The 17,891-nt window shown below is 69.7% G+C and carries 20 protein-coding genes; 8 read left to right on the plus strand and 12 right to left on the minus strand.

Translation table 11 applies throughout. The features are described from left to right. Nucleotides 1-151: 151 nt before the first annotated feature. From JQS43_RS14695 to JQS43_RS14720, 6 genes are all read right to left on the minus strand, one after another. Nucleotides 152-1,105, minus strand: a complete 954-nt coding sequence (locus JQS43_RS14695; RefSeq protein WP_239674951.1) for a carbohydrate ABC transporter permease — start codon at nt 1,103-1,105, stop codon at nt 152-154. After that, nucleotides 1,105-2,022, minus strand: coding sequence for a carbohydrate ABC transporter permease (locus JQS43_RS14700; RefSeq protein WP_239674952.1), 918 nt, complete (start codon nt 2,020-2,022; stop codon nt 1,105-1,107). Before JQS43_RS14700 ends, JQS43_RS14695 begins: the two co-directional genes overlap by 1 nt. 151 nt (nt 2,023-2,173) lie before the next feature. Continuing rightward, nucleotides 2,174-3,478 carry an extracellular solute-binding protein gene (locus JQS43_RS14705; RefSeq protein ID WP_239674953.1) on the minus strand — a complete coding sequence of 435 codons (1,305 nt, stop codon included), beginning with the start codon at nt 3,476-3,478 and terminating at the stop codon, nt 2,174-2,176. 282 nt (nt 3,479-3,760) lie between these two features. Beyond that, complete coding sequence (locus JQS43_RS14710; protein ID WP_239674954.1) at nt 3,761-4,882, minus strand: 5-methyltetrahydropteroyltriglutamate--homocysteine S-methyltransferase; 1,122 nt, start codon at nt 4,880-4,882, stop codon at nt 3,761-3,763. Continuing rightward, a complete protein-coding gene (locus JQS43_RS14715) occupies nt 4,869-6,068 on the minus strand; it encodes a 4-hydroxybenzoate 3-monooxygenase (RefSeq protein ID WP_239674955.1) in 1,200 nt (399 codons plus the stop codon). Before JQS43_RS14715 ends, JQS43_RS14710 begins: the two co-directional genes overlap by 14 nt. Nucleotides 6,069-6,074: 6 nt before the next feature. Beyond that, nucleotides 6,075-7,532 (minus strand): aldehyde dehydrogenase family protein, encoded by a 1,458-nt coding sequence (locus JQS43_RS14720; RefSeq protein ID WP_239674956.1) that lies wholly within the window; start codon nt 7,530-7,532, stop codon nt 6,075-6,077. Nucleotides 7,533-7,800: 268 nt separating this feature from the next. On the opposite strand from JQS43_RS14720, the gene JQS43_RS14725 reads away from it, so the two are divergent. The 8 genes from JQS43_RS14725 (at nt 7,801) to JQS43_RS14760 (ending at nt 13,385) form a co-directional block, all read left to right on the plus strand. Further along, nucleotides 7,801-8,628 (plus strand): CoA transferase subunit A, encoded by an 828-nt coding sequence (locus JQS43_RS14725; RefSeq protein WP_239674957.1) that lies wholly within the window; start codon nt 7,801-7,803, stop codon nt 8,626-8,628. After that, nucleotides 8,625-9,398, plus strand: a complete 774-nt coding sequence (locus tag JQS43_RS14730) for a CoA-transferase subunit beta (protein ID WP_239674958.1) — start codon at nt 8,625-8,627, stop codon at nt 9,396-9,398. Before JQS43_RS14725 ends, JQS43_RS14730 begins: the two co-directional genes overlap by 4 nt. Beyond that, the gene (pcaH, locus tag JQS43_RS14735; protein ID WP_239674959.1) at nt 9,385-10,110 is read left to right on the plus strand and encodes a protocatechuate 3,4-dioxygenase subunit beta; all 726 of its coding nucleotides are present in this window, start codon (nt 9,385-9,387) and stop codon (nt 10,108-10,110) included. The genes JQS43_RS14730 and pcaH overlap by 14 nt, the downstream gene beginning before the upstream one ends. Beyond that, nucleotides 10,107-10,634, plus strand: a complete 528-nt coding sequence (pcaG, locus tag JQS43_RS14740; protein ID WP_239674960.1) for a protocatechuate 3,4-dioxygenase subunit alpha — start codon at nt 10,107-10,109, stop codon at nt 10,632-10,634. Before pcaH ends, pcaG begins: the two co-directional genes overlap by 4 nt. Next, complete coding sequence (gene pcaB / locus JQS43_RS14745) at nt 10,609-11,847, plus strand: 3-carboxy-cis,cis-muconate cycloisomerase (protein ID WP_239674961.1); 1,239 nt, start codon at nt 10,609-10,611, stop codon at nt 11,845-11,847. The genes pcaG and pcaB overlap by 26 nt, the downstream gene beginning before the upstream one ends. Beyond that, nucleotides 11,844-12,242, plus strand: coding sequence for a carboxymuconolactone decarboxylase family protein (locus JQS43_RS14750; protein ID WP_239674962.1), 399 nt, complete (start codon nt 11,844-11,846; stop codon nt 12,240-12,242). Before pcaB ends, JQS43_RS14750 begins: the two co-directional genes overlap by 4 nt. After that, nucleotides 12,239-13,021, plus strand: coding sequence for an IclR family transcriptional regulator domain-containing protein (locus JQS43_RS14755; RefSeq protein WP_239674963.1), 783 nt, complete (start codon nt 12,239-12,241; stop codon nt 13,019-13,021). Before JQS43_RS14750 ends, JQS43_RS14755 begins: the two co-directional genes overlap by 4 nt. A 70-nt stretch (nt 13,022-13,091) precedes the next feature. After that, nucleotides 13,092-13,385, plus strand: a complete 294-nt coding sequence (locus tag JQS43_RS14760) for a GYD domain-containing protein (protein WP_239674964.1) — start codon at nt 13,092-13,094, stop codon at nt 13,383-13,385. 129 nt (nt 13,386-13,514) lie between these two features. Here the strand turns inward: JQS43_RS14760 and JQS43_RS14765 are convergent, their stop codons facing one another. From JQS43_RS14765 to JQS43_RS14785, 6 genes are all read right to left on the minus strand, one after another. Next, nucleotides 13,515-14,051: a helix-hairpin-helix domain-containing protein gene (locus JQS43_RS14765; RefSeq protein ID WP_239674965.1), complete on the minus strand. Its 537-nt coding sequence runs from the start codon at nt 14,049-14,051 to the stop codon at nt 13,515-13,517. A 52-nt stretch (nt 14,052-14,103) separates the two neighbouring features. Then, complete coding sequence (locus JQS43_RS14770) at nt 14,104-15,051, minus strand: hypothetical protein (protein ID WP_239674966.1); 948 nt, start codon at nt 15,049-15,051, stop codon at nt 14,104-14,106. A 128-nt stretch (nt 15,052-15,179) separates the two neighbouring features. Then, nucleotides 15,180-15,311, minus strand: coding sequence for a hypothetical protein (locus tag JQS43_RS26070; RefSeq protein ID WP_275580901.1), 132 nt, complete (start codon nt 15,309-15,311; stop codon nt 15,180-15,182). Between the two features lie 68 nt (nt 15,312-15,379). Next, nucleotides 15,380-16,342 (minus strand): ATP-grasp domain-containing protein, encoded by a 963-nt coding sequence (locus tag JQS43_RS14775; RefSeq protein ID WP_239674967.1) that lies wholly within the window; start codon nt 16,340-16,342, stop codon nt 15,380-15,382. Between the two features lie 9 nt (nt 16,343-16,351). Beyond that, the gene (locus JQS43_RS14780; RefSeq protein ID WP_239674968.1) at nt 16,352-16,687 is read right to left on the minus strand and encodes a hypothetical protein; all 336 of its coding nucleotides are present in this window, start codon (nt 16,685-16,687) and stop codon (nt 16,352-16,354) included. A 190-nt stretch (nt 16,688-16,877) separates the two neighbouring features. Continuing rightward, a complete protein-coding gene (locus JQS43_RS14785; protein WP_239674969.1) occupies nt 16,878-17,867 on the minus strand; it encodes a heme o synthase in 990 nt (329 codons plus the stop codon). Nucleotides 17,868-17,891: the final 24 nt, after the last annotated feature.

The raw sequence follows: 17,891 nt of genomic DNA on the forward strand, positions 1-17,891 counted from the left end.
TCTCGTAGGCCAGGCAACGGGCCTGGGTCCCCACCCGGGCGAGCTGTGAGGCGGGGCGGCAGGCTGGAATCGGCCGCTACGCCGGACGCAGCTGGCCGGGTCACCCCCGCAGGGGCGACCCGGCCAGCTGCTGAACTCCGGTCTCGCTCGATCAGCCCTTGGAGCCTGCAGTGGGCGCGATACCGGCGACGATCTGCCGTTCCGCCACGAAGAAGAACGCCAACGCCGGCACCATCGCCAACATGGTGTAGGCGAGCACCCTCGCTGTATCCTGCCCGAACTGGCCGGAGAACTGGTTCACGCCTAGTGGCAGCGTCCACCAATCTCGTTCGCCGATCAACACCAGTAGCGGCAGCAGGAAGTTGTTCCAGCTGGTCACTAGCGCCAGCACCCCGACCACGGCTAGCGCCGGCTTGGCCATCGGCAGCATGACCCGCCAGAACACGCCGAACGTGGTGCAGCCGTCCAGGATCGCCGACTCTTCGATCTCCGGCGGAATGCTTCGGAAGAAGGTCCGCAGGATGATGATCGTCAGCGGTAGCCCGAACGCCGCCTGGGGCAGGATCACCCCCCACGGGCTGCCAAGTAGCCCGAGCTGCCGCAGCAGCACGAACAGCGGCAGCACCGCCACCGCTGGCGGGAACATCAGCCCGGCCGCGAAGAACATGAACAGCACCTCGCGCCCGCGGAACGCGTATCGGGCGAAGATGAACGCCGCCAGGGCCGCCGATCCCACCACCAGGATCACTGTGGCCGCCGCGATGAACAAACTGTTGAAGGTGCTGCGCCAGAAGCTCCAGCCACCGAGGATGTCGGTGTAGTTGGAGAAGTTCCAGGGCGACGGCAGACCCAACGGATTGCTCTGCATCTGCGCCGGATCCTTGAACCCGCTGATCACACCGAACAGGATCGGGACCACGATCCCCAGCCCGACCACCAACGCGATGGTGAACAGCGCCCCGCGGCGGATCCGCTCCCGGCGGCTGCGGCGCGGGCTCGGCAGCGGGGCTGTGAGGGTTCCCTGGCGTGGGAGCGTCGCCTGCGCCCCGCCGCGCTCCACCGAGCCAGCCCCCGGCGCCATCCGATTCTCCGGTCGCTCGCTCATTACCGACCTCCCGCGGTGGTGACCGCGCCCTGGATGTCACGGCGCATGACGAACCGGATGTAGCCGAGCGCGAAGATCAGGCAGATCAGGAACATCAACACGCTGATGGCGCTGGCGTACCCGACCTCGAACCGTTGGAACCCGTGCCGGTACATGGTGATCGCCATGGTCGAGGCGGCGTTCCCTGGTCCGCCGAAGTTCGGCCCGGTGAGGACGAAGATCATGTCGAACAGCTGGATCACGCCGATCACCGATAGGAAGACGGTGACCCGGATGGTCGGCCCCAGCAGCGGCAGGGTCACGTGTCGGAACACCTGCCACGGGGTGGCGCCGTCGGTGACCGCTGCTTCGATCAGCTCCTGCGGGATGTTCTGCCGCCCCGCCATGTAAATGATCATGTGAAAGCCGAAGTACTTCCACGTGATCACGAAGAACGCGACGTAGAGCAGAATCGATCTGGTGCCGAGCCACCCGTTGTCCGGAATGAGCGCGCTCAGCCCGAACACCCGGAGAAGTTCATTCACCAGCCCGTAGTCCTGCCGGAGCAGGGCGGTGAAGAGCACCCCGGTGATGACCTCGGAGATCACGAACGGGGCGAAGAAGAGCAGCCGGAACACGGTCCGCCCCGGGAACTTCTGATGCAGCAGCAGGGCCAGCGCCAGCGCTAGCGGCAACTGGATCGTCAGCGACAGCACCAGCAGGATACCGCCGCGCCGCAGGTCTCCCTGGAACGTGCTGTCGGTCAGTGCTCGGGTGTAGTTGTCCAGCCCCACGAACCCGGAGGTCGGCGAGTTCGGCGGAAAACCACCGAGCCCGTTCCACTGGAACAGGCTGAAGTAGCCGGCGCTGACCACCGGCACCACCACCAGCAGCCCGAACAGTGCTAGCCCAGGCAGCAGGAACAGAAAAATCGTCATTGCGCTCGGGCCGCGTCGTTTGGGCGGGCCAACCGCCCGGTGGCGCGTAGACGCGCCATCGGGCGGAAGGCCGGGGCCCGAGGCCACCGCCGCGCTGTCGCGGGCGGTGGCGCTCGACGCCGTGCGCTGGTTGATTCCAGTCACCGGGAACTCAGTCTTCCACCGAGAATTCGGGCTCGGCCTGGAAGGTGTCGTGCATGGCCGCTACCGCCTCCGCCGGGGTCATGGACCCGTCGGTGATCGCACCAACGCTGTTGTTGACCTGGTCGCCCACTGCTGGCGGCAGATCCTGGTCGAAGTAGAGCTGGAACTGGGAGGCTCCCTGCACCGTCGAGTGGAGCAGCGCTGAATGGCCCTCTGGATCCGAGAACGAAGGCTCCGCGGTCACCGGGATCAGGCCCGGGTCCTCTTCCAGGATCCGGTCGTAGGCCTCGGTGGTGAGGTAGATCAGGAAGTCCACGACGTAGTCCGGGGCGTTGATCCCCACCACGTGGCCGTTGCCACCGCCGTAGACCTCGTCGATCGAGCCGGCGCCGCCCTCAACCTCTGGGAACGGGAACCAGCCAAGGCCCGGCGCGGTCTGGCCGGCAGCGGACTCCTGCACAGCCACATCCCACTGGCCCATCAGATGCATTGCAGCGTCGCCGGAGCCGAAGACCGCTGGGGCGCTGCCCTCGTCGCCGTACCCCTGCTGCAGGTAGCCGCTCTGGAACGGCTGCATGTCCACCAGCTCTTGCCACATCTCGGCGGCCTGGACGAACCCAGGCTCGTCGAAGGACCGCTGGTCCCGCGCGGCGGTGTACCCGTCGACCCCCATGATCCGGATGGCCAGGTACGAGAACCAGTAGTGCTGGGTCCACGGCGCCGCGCCGGCCACTGCGATCGGGGTGATGTCGGCGTCCTGCAGCGTCTCCACCGCGTCGAGCAGCTCACCCCAGGTGGCGGGCGGGCTGTCCGGGTCCAGGCCGGCCTCCTCGAAGAGGTCCCGGCTGTACCACATACCGACCATGCCCATGTCGAACGGGAGGCCGTAGATCCGGTCGTTGACCGTGTACGGCTCCATCGCCCCAGGCGACAGGGTAGCGGCCACATCGGCCACTTCGTCGGTGATGTCGCGGACTAGGCCGGCCTGGACGTACTGCTCAAGCACGCCGCCGCCCCAGCTGTGGAACAGGTCCGGCGGGTCGCCGGCCTGCATGATCGTCGTCAGCGCCGGTTTGAAGTCGTCGTTCGAGATCGGCTCCGGGTTGACGTCGACGTCGTTCGCTTCGTTGAACTCCTCCGCAAGTTGCGGGAACAGGTCCACCAGCGCCTGCTCGCCGGTCTGGATGTGCCACCAGTCGGCCGAACCACCGTCGCTGCCGGAGCCGTTGCCGCAGGCGGTGACCGCCAGCAGCAGGCTGGCCGTCGCCGCGCTCGCTACCGTAGTCCGATACCAGGATCTTGTTCTCATCATCTTCCTCTCCCGCGAACCGCACGTCGCGAGCACCGTTACCGATGAGGCTTCCGCCCGGGGGTTTCCGAAACTTTCAGGGTTTTGCCGATAATTTCGGGGTCACCACAGGTTACAACGGCGCTTCAGGAGGGTCAACGCCCGTTGTCGAGTCGTTACGAAGTCCCGGACGACCTGCTCCTACCCCACACTGTCGGATATCGATATCCGAAAACACAACGGCCGGAAGAGTCGGCCAACCGACTCTTCCGGCCACACCTGTGTACCCCGCGACGGGGACGAGAGCTAGCCCCACACCTCCGCCGCCGTCTCGACGATCAGACTGAGCTTGGCGTGCTGTTGCGCCAGCGTCAACGAGTTCCCCTCGACCGTCGACGAGAATCCGCACTGGGGCGACAGGCAGAGCTGCTCCAGCGGGACGTACCGAGCGGCCTCGTCGATCCGGCGCTTCAGGTCATCCTTCGACTCCAGCTCCCCGTTCTTCGTCGTGACCAGGCCCAACACCACCTGCTTGCCCGGTGGCACGAACCGCAACGGCGCGAAGCCGCCGGAACGGGCATCGTCGAACTCCAGGAAGAAACCGTCCACGTCCAGCTCCGAGAAGAGCGCCTCGGCCACGAAGTCGTAACCGCCCTCCGCCGCCCAGCTCGACCGGAAGTTCCCCCGGCACATGTGGGTGGTGACCGCCAGCCCGGCCGGCCGGCCCGCCAGCGCCGCGTTCAGCTGCCGGATGTAGCGGAGGTGCTGGTGGTCGGCGTCGTCCCCGCGGGCCGAGAGCAGCTGCCGCTGCGCCGGGTCGTTGAGGTAGGCCAGCGAGGTGTCGTCGAGCTGCAGATACTTGCAGCCCAGCTCGGCCACCCCCCGGATCTGCTGGGCGTAGGCGGCCGACAGGTCGGCCCAGAACTCCTCCTCGTCCGGGTAGACCGCCGGGTCGATCGCCGCCCGACCGCCCCGGTAATGGACCATGCTCGGCGACGGGATGGTCAGTTTCGGGGTCACGTCGGGCCCCGCCACCGACTGGAGGAACCGGAAGTCCTCGGCGAAGATCGTCTCCGGTAGGTTGATCCGCCCGTCCACCACCAGCGCGGCGGCGTCGAACTCCAGGTCGCCCTGCTGGTTGTGGAAATGCACGCTGATCCGCTCGTCGGACGCGCGGATTCCGCCCAACCGGTAGATGAAGTCCATGTGCCAGGAGGCACGGCGGAACTCGCCGTCGGTCGCCGAACTCAGCCCCGCCGAGCGCTGCGCCGCGACCACGTCGCGGATCGCCTCGTCCTCGAACTCCCGCAGCCGCTCCGGCGGCAACTCGCCGGCGGCCGCCTTGGCCCGCGCCGCCAGCAGCTCCGGCGGACGGAGCAGGCTGCCGACGTGGTCGGCCCGGAACGGTGGGGTGTCACGCAAGGTCATCGTCGCCTCCTGAGGTGAGCGGTAGGCCGGCGTAGTTCTCTGCGAACGACGTCGCCGCCGCGGTCGAGCGGGTCAGATATCGCAGCTGTGAGAGCTGCAGGCCGGTGGTGAACGGGTCCTGGTCCGGCTCCCGGTGCAGCATCGAGGTCATCCACCAGGAGAAGTGCTGGACCCGCCAGACCCGTTCCAGGCAGGTCGCCGAGTACGCGTCGAGCAGGGTCTCGCTGCCGTCGGCGTACCACCGGGTCAGCCCGGCCGCGAGGTTCAGCACGTCGGCGACGGCGAGATTCAGCCCTTTCGCACCGGTCGCCGGCACGATGTGGGCGGCGTCCCCGGCCAGGAACAGCCGCCCGTACCGCATCGGTTCGGCGACCACACTGCGCAGGTCGACGACGCTCTGCTCCACGATCGGCCCACGGGTCAGCGACCATCCCGGGTCGTCGCGGGCCAACCTGGTCGACAGCTCCGCCCATACCCGCTCAGCCGGCCAGTCGGCCGACTCGGTGCCGGGCGGCACCTGCAGGTAGAGCCGGGTCAGCTCCGGGTTGCGCATGCTGTGCAGCGCGAACCCGCGCTGGTGGTACGCGTAGATCAGCTCCTCGGCCGACGGCGGTGCCTGCGCCAACACCCCCAACCAGGCGTACGGGTAGTCGTGCCGATGGACCGAGAGGATGCTGCTGGGGATCGTCGCCCGACTGACCCCGTGGAATCCGTCGCAGCCGGCCACCACGTCCGCCCGCAGCTCGTGAGTTCGACCCTCGTGCTGGAAGTGGACCACCGGCTGGTCACCGGTCGGGTCCACCACCTGCTGCACCGGCGCCTCGAACAGCAGCGGCGCACCGGTGTCGAACCGCGCCCGGATCAGGTCCTTCACCAGCTCATGCTGCCCGTAGATGGTGATCTGCCGGCCAGCTAGCGCAGTCAGGTCGAGCCGGTGGCCCTGCCCGTCGAAGAGCAACTCCACGCCGTGGTGCGGCATCCCCTCCTGGTCGAGCCGGTCAGCTAACCCGAGCCGACGCAGCAACGCGACGGTGCCATGCTCCAACACGCCGGCCCGGATCCGCCGTTCGACATGATCCCGGGACGAACGCTCCAACACCACTGAGTCGATACCCGCGCGGGCGAGCAGGTGGGACAGTAACAAGCCGGCCGGGCCGGCACCGATTATCGCAACCTGGGTACGCATCGCGGCTCAGAACGGGTACGCCGGGACGTCACCGCGGACGGTGATCCAACGCTGGTCGGTGAAGGCGTCGAGGTTCGCCTGGCCGCCGAACCGGGCGCCGGTGCCGGAGTCGAGGACGCCGCCGAAGGGCGCCACCGCTTCGTCGTTCACGGTCTGGTCGTTGATGTGGACGATGCCGGTGGGTATCTGGTCGGCGAGCGCCAGGCCCCGCATCGGGTCGCCGGTGAGGATGCCCAACGAGAGCCCGTAGCTGGAGTCGGCGGCGAGTGCCACCGCCTCGGCCTCGGAGGAGTAGCGCAGCACCGGCGCCACCGGCCCGAAGACCTCCCGCTGGTAGGCGGGGGTGTCCGGCCGGACCGCGTCGAGGACGGTGGCCTGGTAGAAGAGCTGTTCGTAGCTGCCACCGGCGGCTAGCCGGGCGCCCGCCGCGAGGCTGTCGGTGACCAGCCGGTGCACCTTGTCCCGCTGCTGTTCGTCGATGATCGGCCCGAGCGCCACTTTGCCGGTGGCTGGGTCGCCGACCGGCAACTGTTCGGCGTGGCTGGCCAGCGCCGCCACGTACTCGTCGGCGATCGACTCCGGGACGATGTGCCGGCCGGTGGTCATGCAGATCTGACCCTGATGCAGGAACGAGCCCCAGGCGCCGGCGGAGACCACCTGTTCGACATCGACGTCGTCGAGCACCACTAGCGCCGAGTTGCCGCCCAGCTCCAGGTGCACCCGCTTGAGATGCTGGGCCCCAAGCGCCGCCACCGCGCGGCCAGCGGCGGTTGACCCGGTGAACGAGACCACCCGCACCCGCGGTTCGGCGACCAACGCCTCGCCGGTGTCGGCCCCGCCCGGCAACACGTGCAGTAACCCCTCGGGCAGGCCGGCTTCCTCGAAGATCCGGGCCAGCAACAGGCCACCCGCGAGCGGAGTACGGGGGTCCGGCTTCAGCAGCACCGCGTTGCCGAGCGCCAGCGCCGGCGCCACTGAACGGCTGGAGAGAATCAATGGAGCGTTGAACGGGGAGATCACCCCCACTATCCCGACCGGCGTACGTCGCAGCAGGCTCAGCCGCGGCTGCTCGCTAGGGAGTACCTCCCCCACCGGCCGGCCGGTGAGCGCGGCCGCCTCATAGCACTCCTGGCTAGCGACGTGGGTGGCGAAGCCGGCCATACCGGGCACCGACCCGGTCTCCTTGATCATTAACTGGTGCAGCTCGTCGGCGTGCTGTTCGATCAACACCCCGGCCCGCCGGAGCACCGCCGCGCGCTCGGTGAAGCTGGCGCCAGCCCACTCGGGCTGGGCGGCGGCCGCCACTGCGGCCGCCTCGGCGACATCGGCGGGGCCGGCGGCGCCTACGGTGGCTAACCGCTCGCCGGTGGCCGGCGCGACGACCGGCAGCTCACCGCCGCTCGCCGGTCGCCAGCCACCGCTGTAGATCGTGTTCGCGATCGCCGCTGGATCGAGCAGACTCATGACACTTCCTCCTCCAACGCGGCATTTCTAGCGCCGCCTCCATCGCGGGGAAGGGCGCACCGACGAACGCCACCCTCGCCGAGCGCCCGCCGTCGATGCGGAGGCACCCGTGGGCCGACCGGCCGAGGTGTTCGTCATACGCACGCTTGTTCTCCTGGTGAACGTAGGCCGCGACCCCCGGCGCCGTCAAGACCTTGACTGCTGGTCGAGCTCGTACGTAAGGTTCGGAGGAAGAACATATGTGCGCTACGCGAACGACGGAGGTGTGATGGCGGAGCTACTGCCGTTGGCCGAGGCGGTCCGCGAACTCGTTCGGGACGGCGACACGGTCGCCCTGGAGGGTTTCACCCATCTCATCCCGGTCGCCGCCGGCCACGAGATCATCCGGGCCGGCCGACGCGATCTGGAGCTGGTCCGGATGACCCCGGACCTCGTCTACGACCAGCTGATCGGCGCCGGTTGCGCCCGCCGGCTGGTCTTCTCCTGGGGCGGCAACCCTGGTGTCGGCTCGCTGCACCGGCTCCGCGACGCGGTCGAACGCGGCTGGCCAGTCCCGCTGGAGATCGAGGAGCACAGTCACGCCGGCATGGCCAACCGGTACGCGGCCGGCGCCGCCGGCCTGCCCTTCGCGGTCCTGCGCGGCTACGCCGGCACCGACCTGGTCCACCACACCGCCACCCTCGCACCGGTCACCTGCCCGTTCACCGGGGAACAGTTGACGGCGGTGGCGGCCCTGCGCCCGGACGTAAGCGTGATCCACGCTCAGCGCGCCGACCGTCGCGGCAACGTTCAGCTCTGGGGAATCACCGGCGTCCAGAAGGAGGCCGTCTTCGCCGCAGCCCGGTCCCTGGTCACCGTCGAAGAGGTGGTCGAAACCCTCGATCCGGTGCCCGGCGCGATCGTGTTGCCGGCTTGGACCGTAACCGCCGTCGCGGAAGTCCCGGGCGGCGCCCGGCCGTCGTACGCGCAGGGCTACTACGAACGGGACAATTCATACTATCAACGGTGGGAGCCGATCAGCCGGGACCGGCAGGTGTTCTGCGACTGGCTCCGGGAGCAGCTCGGCGCCCCGGCTCCGGCGGAGGTCGGAGCATGAGCGCCGAGCCGAGCTGGACCCCGACCGAGATGATGACGGTCGTCGCCGCCCGGGCGCTGGCCGAGGCGACCACCTGCTTTGTCGGCATCGGCGCTCCGAGCACCGCGGCGAACCTGGCCCGCCGGCTGCACGCGCCCGAGCTGGTGCTGATCTACGAATCGGGCACCATCGGCGCCCGCCCCAGCACCCTGCCGCTCTCCATCGGCGATGGTGAGCTGGCGGCCACCGCCGATACCGTGGTAAGCGTGCCAGAGGTCTTCAACTACTGGTTGCAGGCCGGACGGATCGACGTCGGCTTCCTCGGCGCCGCGCAGATCGACCGGTACGCCAACCTCAACTCCACGGTGATCGGTGACGACTACCGGCGCCCTGCGGTCCGGCTGCCCGGCGCTGGCGGCGCCCCCGAGATCGCCGCCTCCTGCCGCGAGGTCTTCATCATGGTCAAGCACGGCCGGCGTACCTTCGTGCCGCAGGTCGACTTCGTAACCTCGGTGGGGTACGGCGACGGCCCCGGCGCCCGGGAACGACTGGGCCTGCGCGGCCGCGGACCGGTTCGAGTCATCACCGACCTGGCGGTGCTCACCCCCGACCCGGACAGTTGCGAGCTCCGCCTCGACCAGCTGCACCCGGGCGTCAGCCTCCCCGAAGTGCAGGCGGCGACCGGTTGGCCGCTGGCCGCCGGCGACGACGTGACCGAGACCGACCCGCCCACCGAGCAGGAGCTGCGGCTGCTGCGTGAGCTGACCGGAGCCACCGATGTCGACGATTGAGCAGCCGCTGCCGGAGCCAGGCGACACCGGGGTCCACCCGCCACTACACTGGCCGGCGTACGGCTCGACCGGATTACGCGCCCCGCAACGGAGGCTGGTCGGGCTGCCGCCGGCGCTGGTGGAGGAGACCGGCCCGGCCACCTCCGCGATCCTGGGCGATCACCCGCTCGGCGAGCGGGACTACGACCTGACCCGGCAACACGACGGCGAGCCGCTGGGCGAACGGATCATCGTCCACGGGCAGGTCCGCGACCGGCAGGGACGGCCGGTGCCGCACAGCCTGGTGGAGATCTGGCAGACCAACTCCGCTGGCCGCTACCCCCACCACGCCGACCGGCATCCGGCGCCGCACGACCCGAACTTCACCGGGGTCGGCCGCTGCCTGACCGACGCGGCGGGCCGGTACCGGTTCGTCACCATCAAACCCGGCGCCTACCCCTGGCGCAACCACGACAACGCCTGGCGGCCCGCGCACATCCACTTCTCGCTGTTCGGACGGGCCTTCACCCAGCGGCTCATCACCCAGATGTATTTTCCCGGCGACCCGCTCTTCGGCCAGGACCCGATCCTGAACTCGGTGCCGGAGTCGGCGCGACCGGCGCTGATCTCCGCGTTCGACCTCTCGGCAACCGTGCCCGAGTGGGCACTGGGCTACCGGTTCGACATCGTACTCGGCGGCGACGCTGCCACCCCGTTCGAGGAGGGCGAATGACGCTCACGCCGTCGCAGACGATCGGGCCGTTCTTCGGCCACGCGCTGCCCTACTCCGCCGGCCCGTACCTGGTCGGGGCGGACGACCCGGCCGGTTGGTGGCTTCGCGGGCGGGTGTGCGACGGCGCTGGCGAGCCGGTGCCCGACGCGTTGATCGAGATCTGGCAGGCCGACCCGGCCGGCCGGCTCGACCACTCGGCCGGCTTCCGGGGCTTCGGCCGCTGCCCCACCGACGAGGCCGGCGACTTCGCCCTCCATACCGTCAAACCCGGCCCGGTGGTAGGCGCGGACGGGCTGCGGCACGCGCCGTACCTGGCGGTCACCCTCTTCGCCCGGGGTCTGCTGCGGCACCTGTACACCAGGGTCTACTTCCCGGACGAGCCGGCAGCTAACGCCGCCGATCCCCTGTTGAACCAGCTGCCGGAGCCGCAGCGCGCCACCCTGCTCGCCCGGCAGACTGAGGACGGATACGCCTTCGACATCCGGTTGCAGGGAGAGCATGAGACCGTCTTCTTCACCAGCTGAACCAGCTGAACCGGCTGAACCGGCTGGGTCACCGCCGCCGGGGCTCTTCGACGAGGTGCTCGCCCGCGGCCCGGTGCGCGCCGCGGTCGACGACCGGGCCTGGCTCGCGGCGCTACTCACCGCCGAGGCGGGGTTGGCCCAGGCGCAGGCCGGGCTGGGCATGATCCCGCCGGCCGCCGCGACCGCGATCGCCGCGGCGGCGCAGCCGGCACAGTACGACGTCGGCTCGCTCGCCGTCGACGCCGCCGGCTCGGGCACCCCGGTGCTGCCGTTGGTGACCGCGCTGCGGCAGCGCATCGATCCGGCGCTGCGCGAGTACGTCCACTACCGCGCCACCAGCCAGGACATTCTCGACACGGCGGCGATGCTGGTCAGCCGGTCGGCGCTCGCTGTGATCCGCCGCGACCTGGAAACCGCCGCCGGGCACACCGCCACGCTCGCCCGCCGGCACCGGAACACCGCGATGGCCGGCCGTACCCTGCTGCAACAGGCCGAACCAACCACTTTCGGGCGCAAGGCCGCCGGCTGGCTGGTCGCGCTGCGGACCGCGCTCGCAAGCCTCGACCGGGTGGCGAGCACCGGGCTGGCGGTCCAGCTTGGCGGCGCCGCCGGCACCCTGGCCGGCTACCAGGAGGCAGGGCCCGCGCTGCTGCACGCCTACGCCGCCGAGCTCGGCCTGGCCGAGCCGGTGCTGCCCTGGCACACCGACCGCACCCGGGTCGCCGAACTGGCCGGCGCCCTCGCCACCACCGCCGGCGCCGCCGCCAAGATCGCCCGAGACATCACCCTGCTCGCCCAGTCCGAGGTCGCGGAGGTCGCTGAGGCGGCCGGCGGCCCCTCCTCGGCGATGCCGCACAAACGCAATCCGGTCGCCGCAGTCTCGGCGCTCGCCGCGGCCGGGTCGGCCCCCGGTCTCGCCGCAACGATCTACGCCGCGATGACGCAGGAACACGAACGGGCCGCCGGCGGCTGGCACACCGAGTGGCGACCGCTGCGAGAGTTGCTCATATGTACCGGTTCGGCGGTGAGTTGGCTCGACTCCTGCCTGGCCGGTTTGCAGGTCAACGACGCGGCGCTGGCGGCCAACCTGGCTTCGATGCTGACGACGGTGGCGCTGCGGGAACCGGCCGAAGCCCATACCGCCGCCGCAGCCGCGCTGGTGGACCGCGCACTCGCCGACACCGCACCCACCGATGGGGAGGCCAGATCATGACCGACCGGCAGCAGCCAACCAGCCCGGCGCAGGCCGGTGAGGCGGTCCGCCGTACTGTGCTCGGCGACGCCCATGTGGACGCCGCGCAGGCCGCCACCACCTCGTTCACCGCACCGTTTCAGGAGTATGTGACGACCTGCGCCTGGGCGGCGGCCTGGGCCCGACCCGGGCTCGACCTCCGGACCCGCAGCTGCCTTACGCTCGCAGTGCTGGCCGCGCTGCGTTGCGAAGAGGAGCTCGCGATGCACGTGGCCGCCGCGCTCCGGCTCGGGGTGACGGTCGAGGAGATCCGGGAGGTCCTGCTGCACACCACCGTCTACGCTGGCGCTCCTGCCGGCAACGCCGCGTTCGCGACCGCCGCCAGGGTCCTCGCCGAGCAGGGCATCGAGCTGTGAGCAGCCGCGGACCGGACTTTGTCCAGTCGCTGGAGCGGGGCCTGACCGTCATCCGAGCGTTCGACGCCGAACATCCGCAGCTGACCCTCAGCGAGGTCGCCGCCGCCACCGGCGTCACCCGGGCCGCCGCCCGGCGGTTCCTGCTCACCCTGGCCGAGCTCGGTTACGTCCGCAGCGACGGCCGCTACTTCTCACTCACCGCCCGGGTGCTGGAGCTCGGCTACGCCTACCTGTCCAGTCTGTCGCTGCCGCAGGTCGCTGAGCCGCATCTGGAGGCGCTGGTGGCACAGGTGCACGAGTCGTCGTCGATGTCGGTACTCGACGGTGCCGACATCGTCTACGTCGCCCGGGTGCCGGTCAGCCGGATCATGACCGTGGCGATCAGCGTCGGCACCCGCTTCCCCGCCCACGCCACCTCGATGGGTCGGGTAATCCTCGCCGGGCTCTCCGAGCAGCAGCTGACCGAACTGCTGCCCCAACTACCACTGACCAAGCACACCAGCCGCACCGTCGGCTCGGTCGAAGCGCTACGCCAAGAGCTGACCAGGATCCGCACGCAGGGATGGTCGCTGGTCAACCAGGAGCTCGAAGAAGGGCTGCGGGCGATCGCCGCCCCGGTGCACGACCCGGCCGGCCGGGTGGTGGCGGCGGTGAACGTCTCGGCGCCCACCACCCGAACCCTGGAAGCGATGCGGCGCGACCTGCTGCCGCCGCTGCTGGCCACCACCGCCGCGATCGAGGCCGATCTGAAGAGCGCCCCGGCCCGCCGACAACGCTGAATCTGACTTTTCCTCATTATATGGACTCATCGTGCCGTACCGTAAGGTCAGACCGGTGAGGGGTGAAATCATGCCGAAATACATCAGCCTGGTGAACTGGACCGACCAGGGCATCCGCAGCTATGCCGAGACCACCACACGGGCCGCCGCCGCGGGCGACCTCGCCCAACGACTCGGCGGCGAGATGACCGACATCTACTGGACCATGGGCCAGTACGACCTGGTCGCCGTCGGCGACTTCCCGGACGACGAGAGCAGCACCGCCTTCCTCCTGGCGCTGTGCTCGCAAGGAAACGTCCGCAGCTCCACGCTGCGAGCGTTCAGCGCTGACGATTTCGACCGGATCGTCGGCAAACTGACCTAGCAACGCCGACCCGTCGGAGCCGGCTGGCATGCTGCTGGTGTGTACCAGGAGCGAGCACCTAGGGCGCTCACTCGCCGGCGCCCCACTCCGCGACCTCCTCCACTAGCCGCCGGCCACAGCACCGCGGAGTCAGCGGAGCGACATGCCCTGCTCCGTCAGCGTGTCGGCGAGGATCCGCACCGCCTTCGGCCCCACCCCGTGCAGCGCAAGCAGCTCGGCCCTGGTGCGGGTCGCGACCTGGTCCAGCGTGGTCAATCCGGCATTGGCCAGCGCCCGAGTCGCGGGTTTACCAATGCTCGCCGGGAGATCACTGCCAGGCTGGGTGGGCGAGTCCACGATGGCGGTCAACCTCGCCGCCAACTGCTTCGGCGCGCGGTGTTTCCACGCCTCCATCACCAGCGCCCACAGGTGTTGGCCGCCGACATCGGTCAACGGCGCCTGGAACCCGATCTGCCGGCCCGCATGGGTGAGCCCACCGGCCCGGGGGTAGGCCGCCACGGCACGCTCCACCTCGGCCTCAGGCAGTCGCAACCGCACCACGCCGTCTTTGGTGACCGAGGCGAACTCCTTACCCCGCACGGAGTAGGTCACCACCCCGTCAGCGGTGACCTCTTCGACCTCCTGAAAGGTCAATGCTGTCTTGCGCAACTGAGCCCGTGTCGTCATGCCCTGATGGTAAGCCGCCACTGCGACATCGGATCGCCACCGGGCGTGACGACTACTCCGGCTCGGCGAACAGTTCGCTTACCGACCTCGCGGTGGCGGCCCGCCGGACCCAGCGGTCAAGCTGCTCCAGGTCGGTGCACTCGGTGATCCGGCGCCTCGCCGGTGTGGTGACTTTGATGCCACGGGCAGCGAGCATTGTCAGCAAGGCCTTCGCCTCACCGCGAGCCTCACCACGGGCCTCACCGCGAGCCTCGCCACGGGCCTCACCACGGGCCTCGCCGATCGCCTCGCCCTCGGCCCGCCCCTGATCGACGAACCGGTTCACGAACGGGCTCAGATAGTCCCGATATTCTCCAGTAGCGGTAGTCATCCCAGCCTCCAGCTCCGATCGAATCGCCGCTGGCAGCGCCGCAAGCACCATGCCAGCGTAGAGCGTCGCCCGTTCGATATCGACGCTCTCCAACGCACACCACAACGCCTCAAATACCCCCGAACGCCGCGGGCCAGCGCTGTGCGCCACCGCCGACAACACCGCCAGCTCCGGACACGCCGCCGCCTGCGCCGGCTCGGTCACCACCGGCACCCGGTCCGGACCCAACACCAACGGCGTCACCACCGACCCCACTCCCAGCTCGATCGGCGCCGCCGCCCACCCCGCGATCGGACGACTCGGACACAGCACCAACAGCACCGTCGGGCAGCCCAACCGCGCATACAGATTCGCCACATACGCCGGCCAGCTGCGACGCTTGTCCGTATCCCGCCCCAGCTGCACCTCCAACACCACCGCCTGCACCGGCACCCCGGCCGCATCCGAGAACAGCGCCACCAGATCAGCCCGAAACTCGGTCGGCAACAAGGCCGACAGATCACTAGAGAGCAGGCTCGCCTGCTCCCACGCCGGCAGCTTGAGGTCGAACGGGTCGGTCAACAGCTCAGCCGCCAACGGCGGCCGATGCCGGAACAACTCGATCAACACCTCATGCAACGTCGATGGCATGCCCTATACGCTAGCCAGCCATTGCGTCCAAAATGGCCAGAGTGGGTGGTGCGACGGGTCGGAACCACTCTCCGACCTATCACCGACCGCGGAACACCGCCAACCGCGCCAACCGCTCCGGTTCAGCGTCACCCCACCCCGTGATCGGCGAAGAGATCGACGCCGTTGCCGGCGGGGGGTCGATAATCCGGGTAGAACGAGCTGATGGTCGCGTCGGTGACCGCGATACCGATCAGATCCATTCGAAGTTCAAGTGCCATGCCCATGACCGTACGGCCCGCGCCCCGCCGAGTCTTGAACGAATCGGACACCGCCGGTGGCGTCCCCGCTATTGGTCCACGAACCGGTCGCCAGCGACCGCCCGGGCGGCAGCGCTGGCCACAATCGCCGCGCTGAGCCGGCGGGCAGCCCCGGTGTCGGTGCTCAGGAACAGCGAGGGCTCGGTTAGCTCCAGCTCCACCAGCAACGGCCGGCCATCCGGGCCCGGGATCAGGTCGACCCGGGCGTAGAGCAGGCGCGAGGGCTGCGCCGGGATCGCTGCGACTGCCCGGCGCGCCACCGCCAACTCCGCCGCCGACGGCACCCGGGCGGTGATCACCTCGGGGCGGTGAAGGTCGTCGTCGGGGTGGTCCGGGCCAGTGAGCATCGGCCCTTTCCGGATCGCGTGGCTATAGGTCAGGTGACCCTTGTCGGGGTCGGCGAAGAAGATCAGCGCGGTCTCGCCGTACCCGTCGACCGCCGGGAGGTACGGCTGGACCATCACCAACCGGTCCGCGCGCTGTAGCCGAGCCACGTGCGCCACCGCCAACCGGCGGTGCTCGGGGTCGGAGAGCTGATATCGCCCGCAGTCTCTGCTGCCGGCCCCGACCGCGGGCTTGACCACCCATTGCCCCGTGACCGGCGGCTGCCAGTAGTCGTCGGGCGCGAACCAACTGGTCGGGATGACCGGCACCCCGACCATGTCCAGCTCGACCAGATACCGCTTGTCGGTGTTCCAGGCGACCAGTTGCGCCGGGTTGGCCAGCCTCGGCACGGTGGCCGCCCAGGCCACGAACTCCTCCCGGCGGGCGAGGTAGTCCCAGGTGGAGCGGAGCACAGCCAGGTGGTAGCCGGCCCAGTCAACGGTGGGGTCGTCCCACACCGCCGGCTCCGCGATGATCCCGCCGGCCCGCAACTGCTCGACTAGCGGCCGGTCGTCCTCGGGTAGGGACGGCAGCTCCGCGCAGGTAACGAGCGCGACCCGGGTGGCGGTGGCCTCCCGGGTCGCGGTTGAATTTTCGGGCAGTGACATATATCTACATTATCGAGCCAGGAAACGTCGGCCCATGGCGCGCCACCGGTGGTTCGCCGGCCCCATCTGCGACACGAGCTCTCGCTCCCAGGTGTTCTCCAACTCCACGCCAGCGGTGGCACACGCCTGCCGGGCGACATCCGTGCCCGGGGCGAAGTGGTCCCCCCATGAGCCGTCGTTTCCGACGAGCACGATGCGGGCCCCCCGGCGGCCGACGTACTCGATGACCGCCTTCGCACCTTCGTGGTCGGCGGCGAAAGACTGCAACCGGTCGACGAGCCCGCCCGGGAGCGAGCCGCCGGCCTCGGGACGCTCCGCGAGGAGCGTGGTATCACCATCAGCCATGCCCGAAGCCTAGGCACAGCCCGCCACAAAACTTGGGATTTCCTCCCCCTAATGTGACGGGTATTACGGAACAGTACCCGCCGCCCGCGGGGCGAAATGCCGCTTTTAGCCAGTTAATCTGGCACTTCCGGACCCCGCCGACCACCGCACGAACCAGCCGACCGACCACCGCGCCGGCAGGCCGCGCCGCTCAGCTGAACAGGAAGGCGTCGACCGCGACCGCGACGAAGAGCACGGTCAGATAGGTCGTCGAGACGTGGAACAACCGCATCGGGCGCAGCTCGCTGGCGGGCAGTTGGCGGCAACGGCGGTCCAGCCGGTGTGCCTCCACCACGAACACCGCGCCGACGACCAGCGCCGCCACGCCATACACCGGGCCCATCCCCAGCGGCCACAGCGCCACCGACGCCGCGACCGTCAGCCAGACGTAGCCGACCGACTCCACACTGACCCGCCGGGCGGAGGCCACCACCGGCAGCATCGGCACCCCGGCCCGCGCGTAGTCATCCTTGAACCGCAGCGCGAGCGCGTAGAAGTGCGGCGGCTGCCACAGGAACACCACCGCGAACAGCAACCACGCGGGGGCGGCCAGCGATCCAGTGACCGCCGCCCAGCCGATCAGCACCGGCGCCGCCCCGCTGACCCCCCCGAGCATCGTGTTGTGCGGGGTGGTGCGCTTCAGCCAGCGGGTGTAGATCAGGTCGTAGTAGACGATCGCGCCGAGCGTCAGCGCGGCGGCGAGCAGATTCGCGAAGACCGCCATCAGGCCGACCGAGACCACCGCCAGCACCAGCCCGAAGCCGAGCACGTTCGCCGGTTGCAGGGTGTGGGTGGGCAGCGGCCGCCGGGCGGTCCGGCGCATGAGCTGGTCGATGTCGCGGTCGATGTAGCAGTTGATGGCGTTGGCGGCGCCCGCCGCCAACGCCCCGGCGACCAGCACCGCGACCGCCAGCCCGATCGGCGGCAGGCCACCCGCCGCCAGAATCATCGTGGGCAGCGTGGTGACGAGCAGCAGCTCCACGATGCGTGGTTTGGTCAAGGCGAGGTAGGCGCGGGCCAACGTGCCGACCGACGGCCGGGGGGTTACCGGCACCGGCACCGGCTGCTGCGGGGTCGGCGGGTCCGCCGCTCCGACCCGGGCGGCGGGAACTGTGGTCGGCGTCACGGTCACGCTACTCACCGTCGGACCGTTCGCGCTCGCCGA

Source organism: Natronosporangium hydrolyticum, from assembly GCF_016925615.1.
In the GTDB taxonomy this organism is placed as follows: Bacteria; Actinomycetota; Actinomycetes; order Mycobacteriales; family Micromonosporaceae; genus Natronosporangium; species Natronosporangium hydrolyticum.

Coding starts and splice junctions, on each gene's coding strand:
- JQS43_RS14695 (WP_239674951.1), bottom strand. CDS start 1,105: ATGAGCGAGCGACCGGAGAATCGGATGGCGCCGGGGGCTGGCTCGGTG.
- JQS43_RS14700 (WP_239674952.1), bottom strand. CDS start 2,022: ATGACGATTTTTCTGTTCCTGCTGCCTGGGCTAGCACTGTTCGGGCTG.
- JQS43_RS14705 (WP_239674953.1), bottom strand. CDS start 3,478: ATGATGAGAACAAGATCCTGGTATCGGACTACGGTAGCGAGCGCGGCG.
- JQS43_RS14710 (WP_239674954.1), bottom strand. CDS start 4,882: ATGACCTTGCGTGACACCCCACCGTTCCGGGCCGACCACGTCGGCAGC.
- JQS43_RS14715 (WP_239674955.1), bottom strand. CDS start 6,068: ATGCGTACCCAGGTTGCGATAATCGGTGCCGGCCCGGCCGGCTTGTTA.
- JQS43_RS14720 (WP_239674956.1), bottom strand. CDS start 7,532: ATGAGTCTGCTCGATCCAGCGGCGATCGCGAACACGATCTACAGCGGT.
- JQS43_RS14725 (WP_239674957.1), top strand. CDS start 7,801: ATGGCGGAGCTACTGCCGTTGGCCGAGGCGGTCCGCGAACTCGTTCGG.
- JQS43_RS14730 (WP_239674958.1), top strand. CDS start 8,625: ATGAGCGCCGAGCCGAGCTGGACCCCGACCGAGATGATGACGGTCGTC.
- pcaH (WP_239674959.1), top strand. CDS start 9,385: ATGTCGACGATTGAGCAGCCGCTGCCGGAGCCAGGCGACACCGGGGTC.
- pcaG (WP_239674960.1), top strand. CDS start 10,107: ATGACGCTCACGCCGTCGCAGACGATCGGGCCGTTCTTCGGCCACGCG.
- pcaB (WP_239674961.1), top strand. CDS start 10,609: ATGAGACCGTCTTCTTCACCAGCTGAACCAGCTGAACCGGCTGAACCG.
- JQS43_RS14750 (WP_239674962.1), top strand. CDS start 11,844: ATGACCGACCGGCAGCAGCCAACCAGCCCGGCGCAGGCCGGTGAGGCG.
- JQS43_RS14760 (WP_239674964.1), top strand. CDS start 13,092: ATGCCGAAATACATCAGCCTGGTGAACTGGACCGACCAGGGCATCCGC.
- JQS43_RS14765 (WP_239674965.1), bottom strand. CDS start 14,051: ATGACGACACGGGCTCAGTTGCGCAAGACAGCATTGACCTTTCAGGAG.
- JQS43_RS14770 (WP_239674966.1), bottom strand. CDS start 15,051: ATGCCATCGACGTTGCATGAGGTGTTGATCGAGTTGTTCCGGCATCGG.
- JQS43_RS26070 (WP_275580901.1), bottom strand. CDS start 15,311: ATGGCACTTGAACTTCGAATGGATCTGATCGGTATCGCGGTCACCGAC.
- JQS43_RS14775 (WP_239674967.1), bottom strand. CDS start 16,342: ATGTCACTGCCCGAAAATTCAACCGCGACCCGGGAGGCCACCGCCACC.
- JQS43_RS14780 (WP_239674968.1), bottom strand. CDS start 16,687: ATGGCTGATGGTGATACCACGCTCCTCGCGGAGCGTCCCGAGGCCGGC.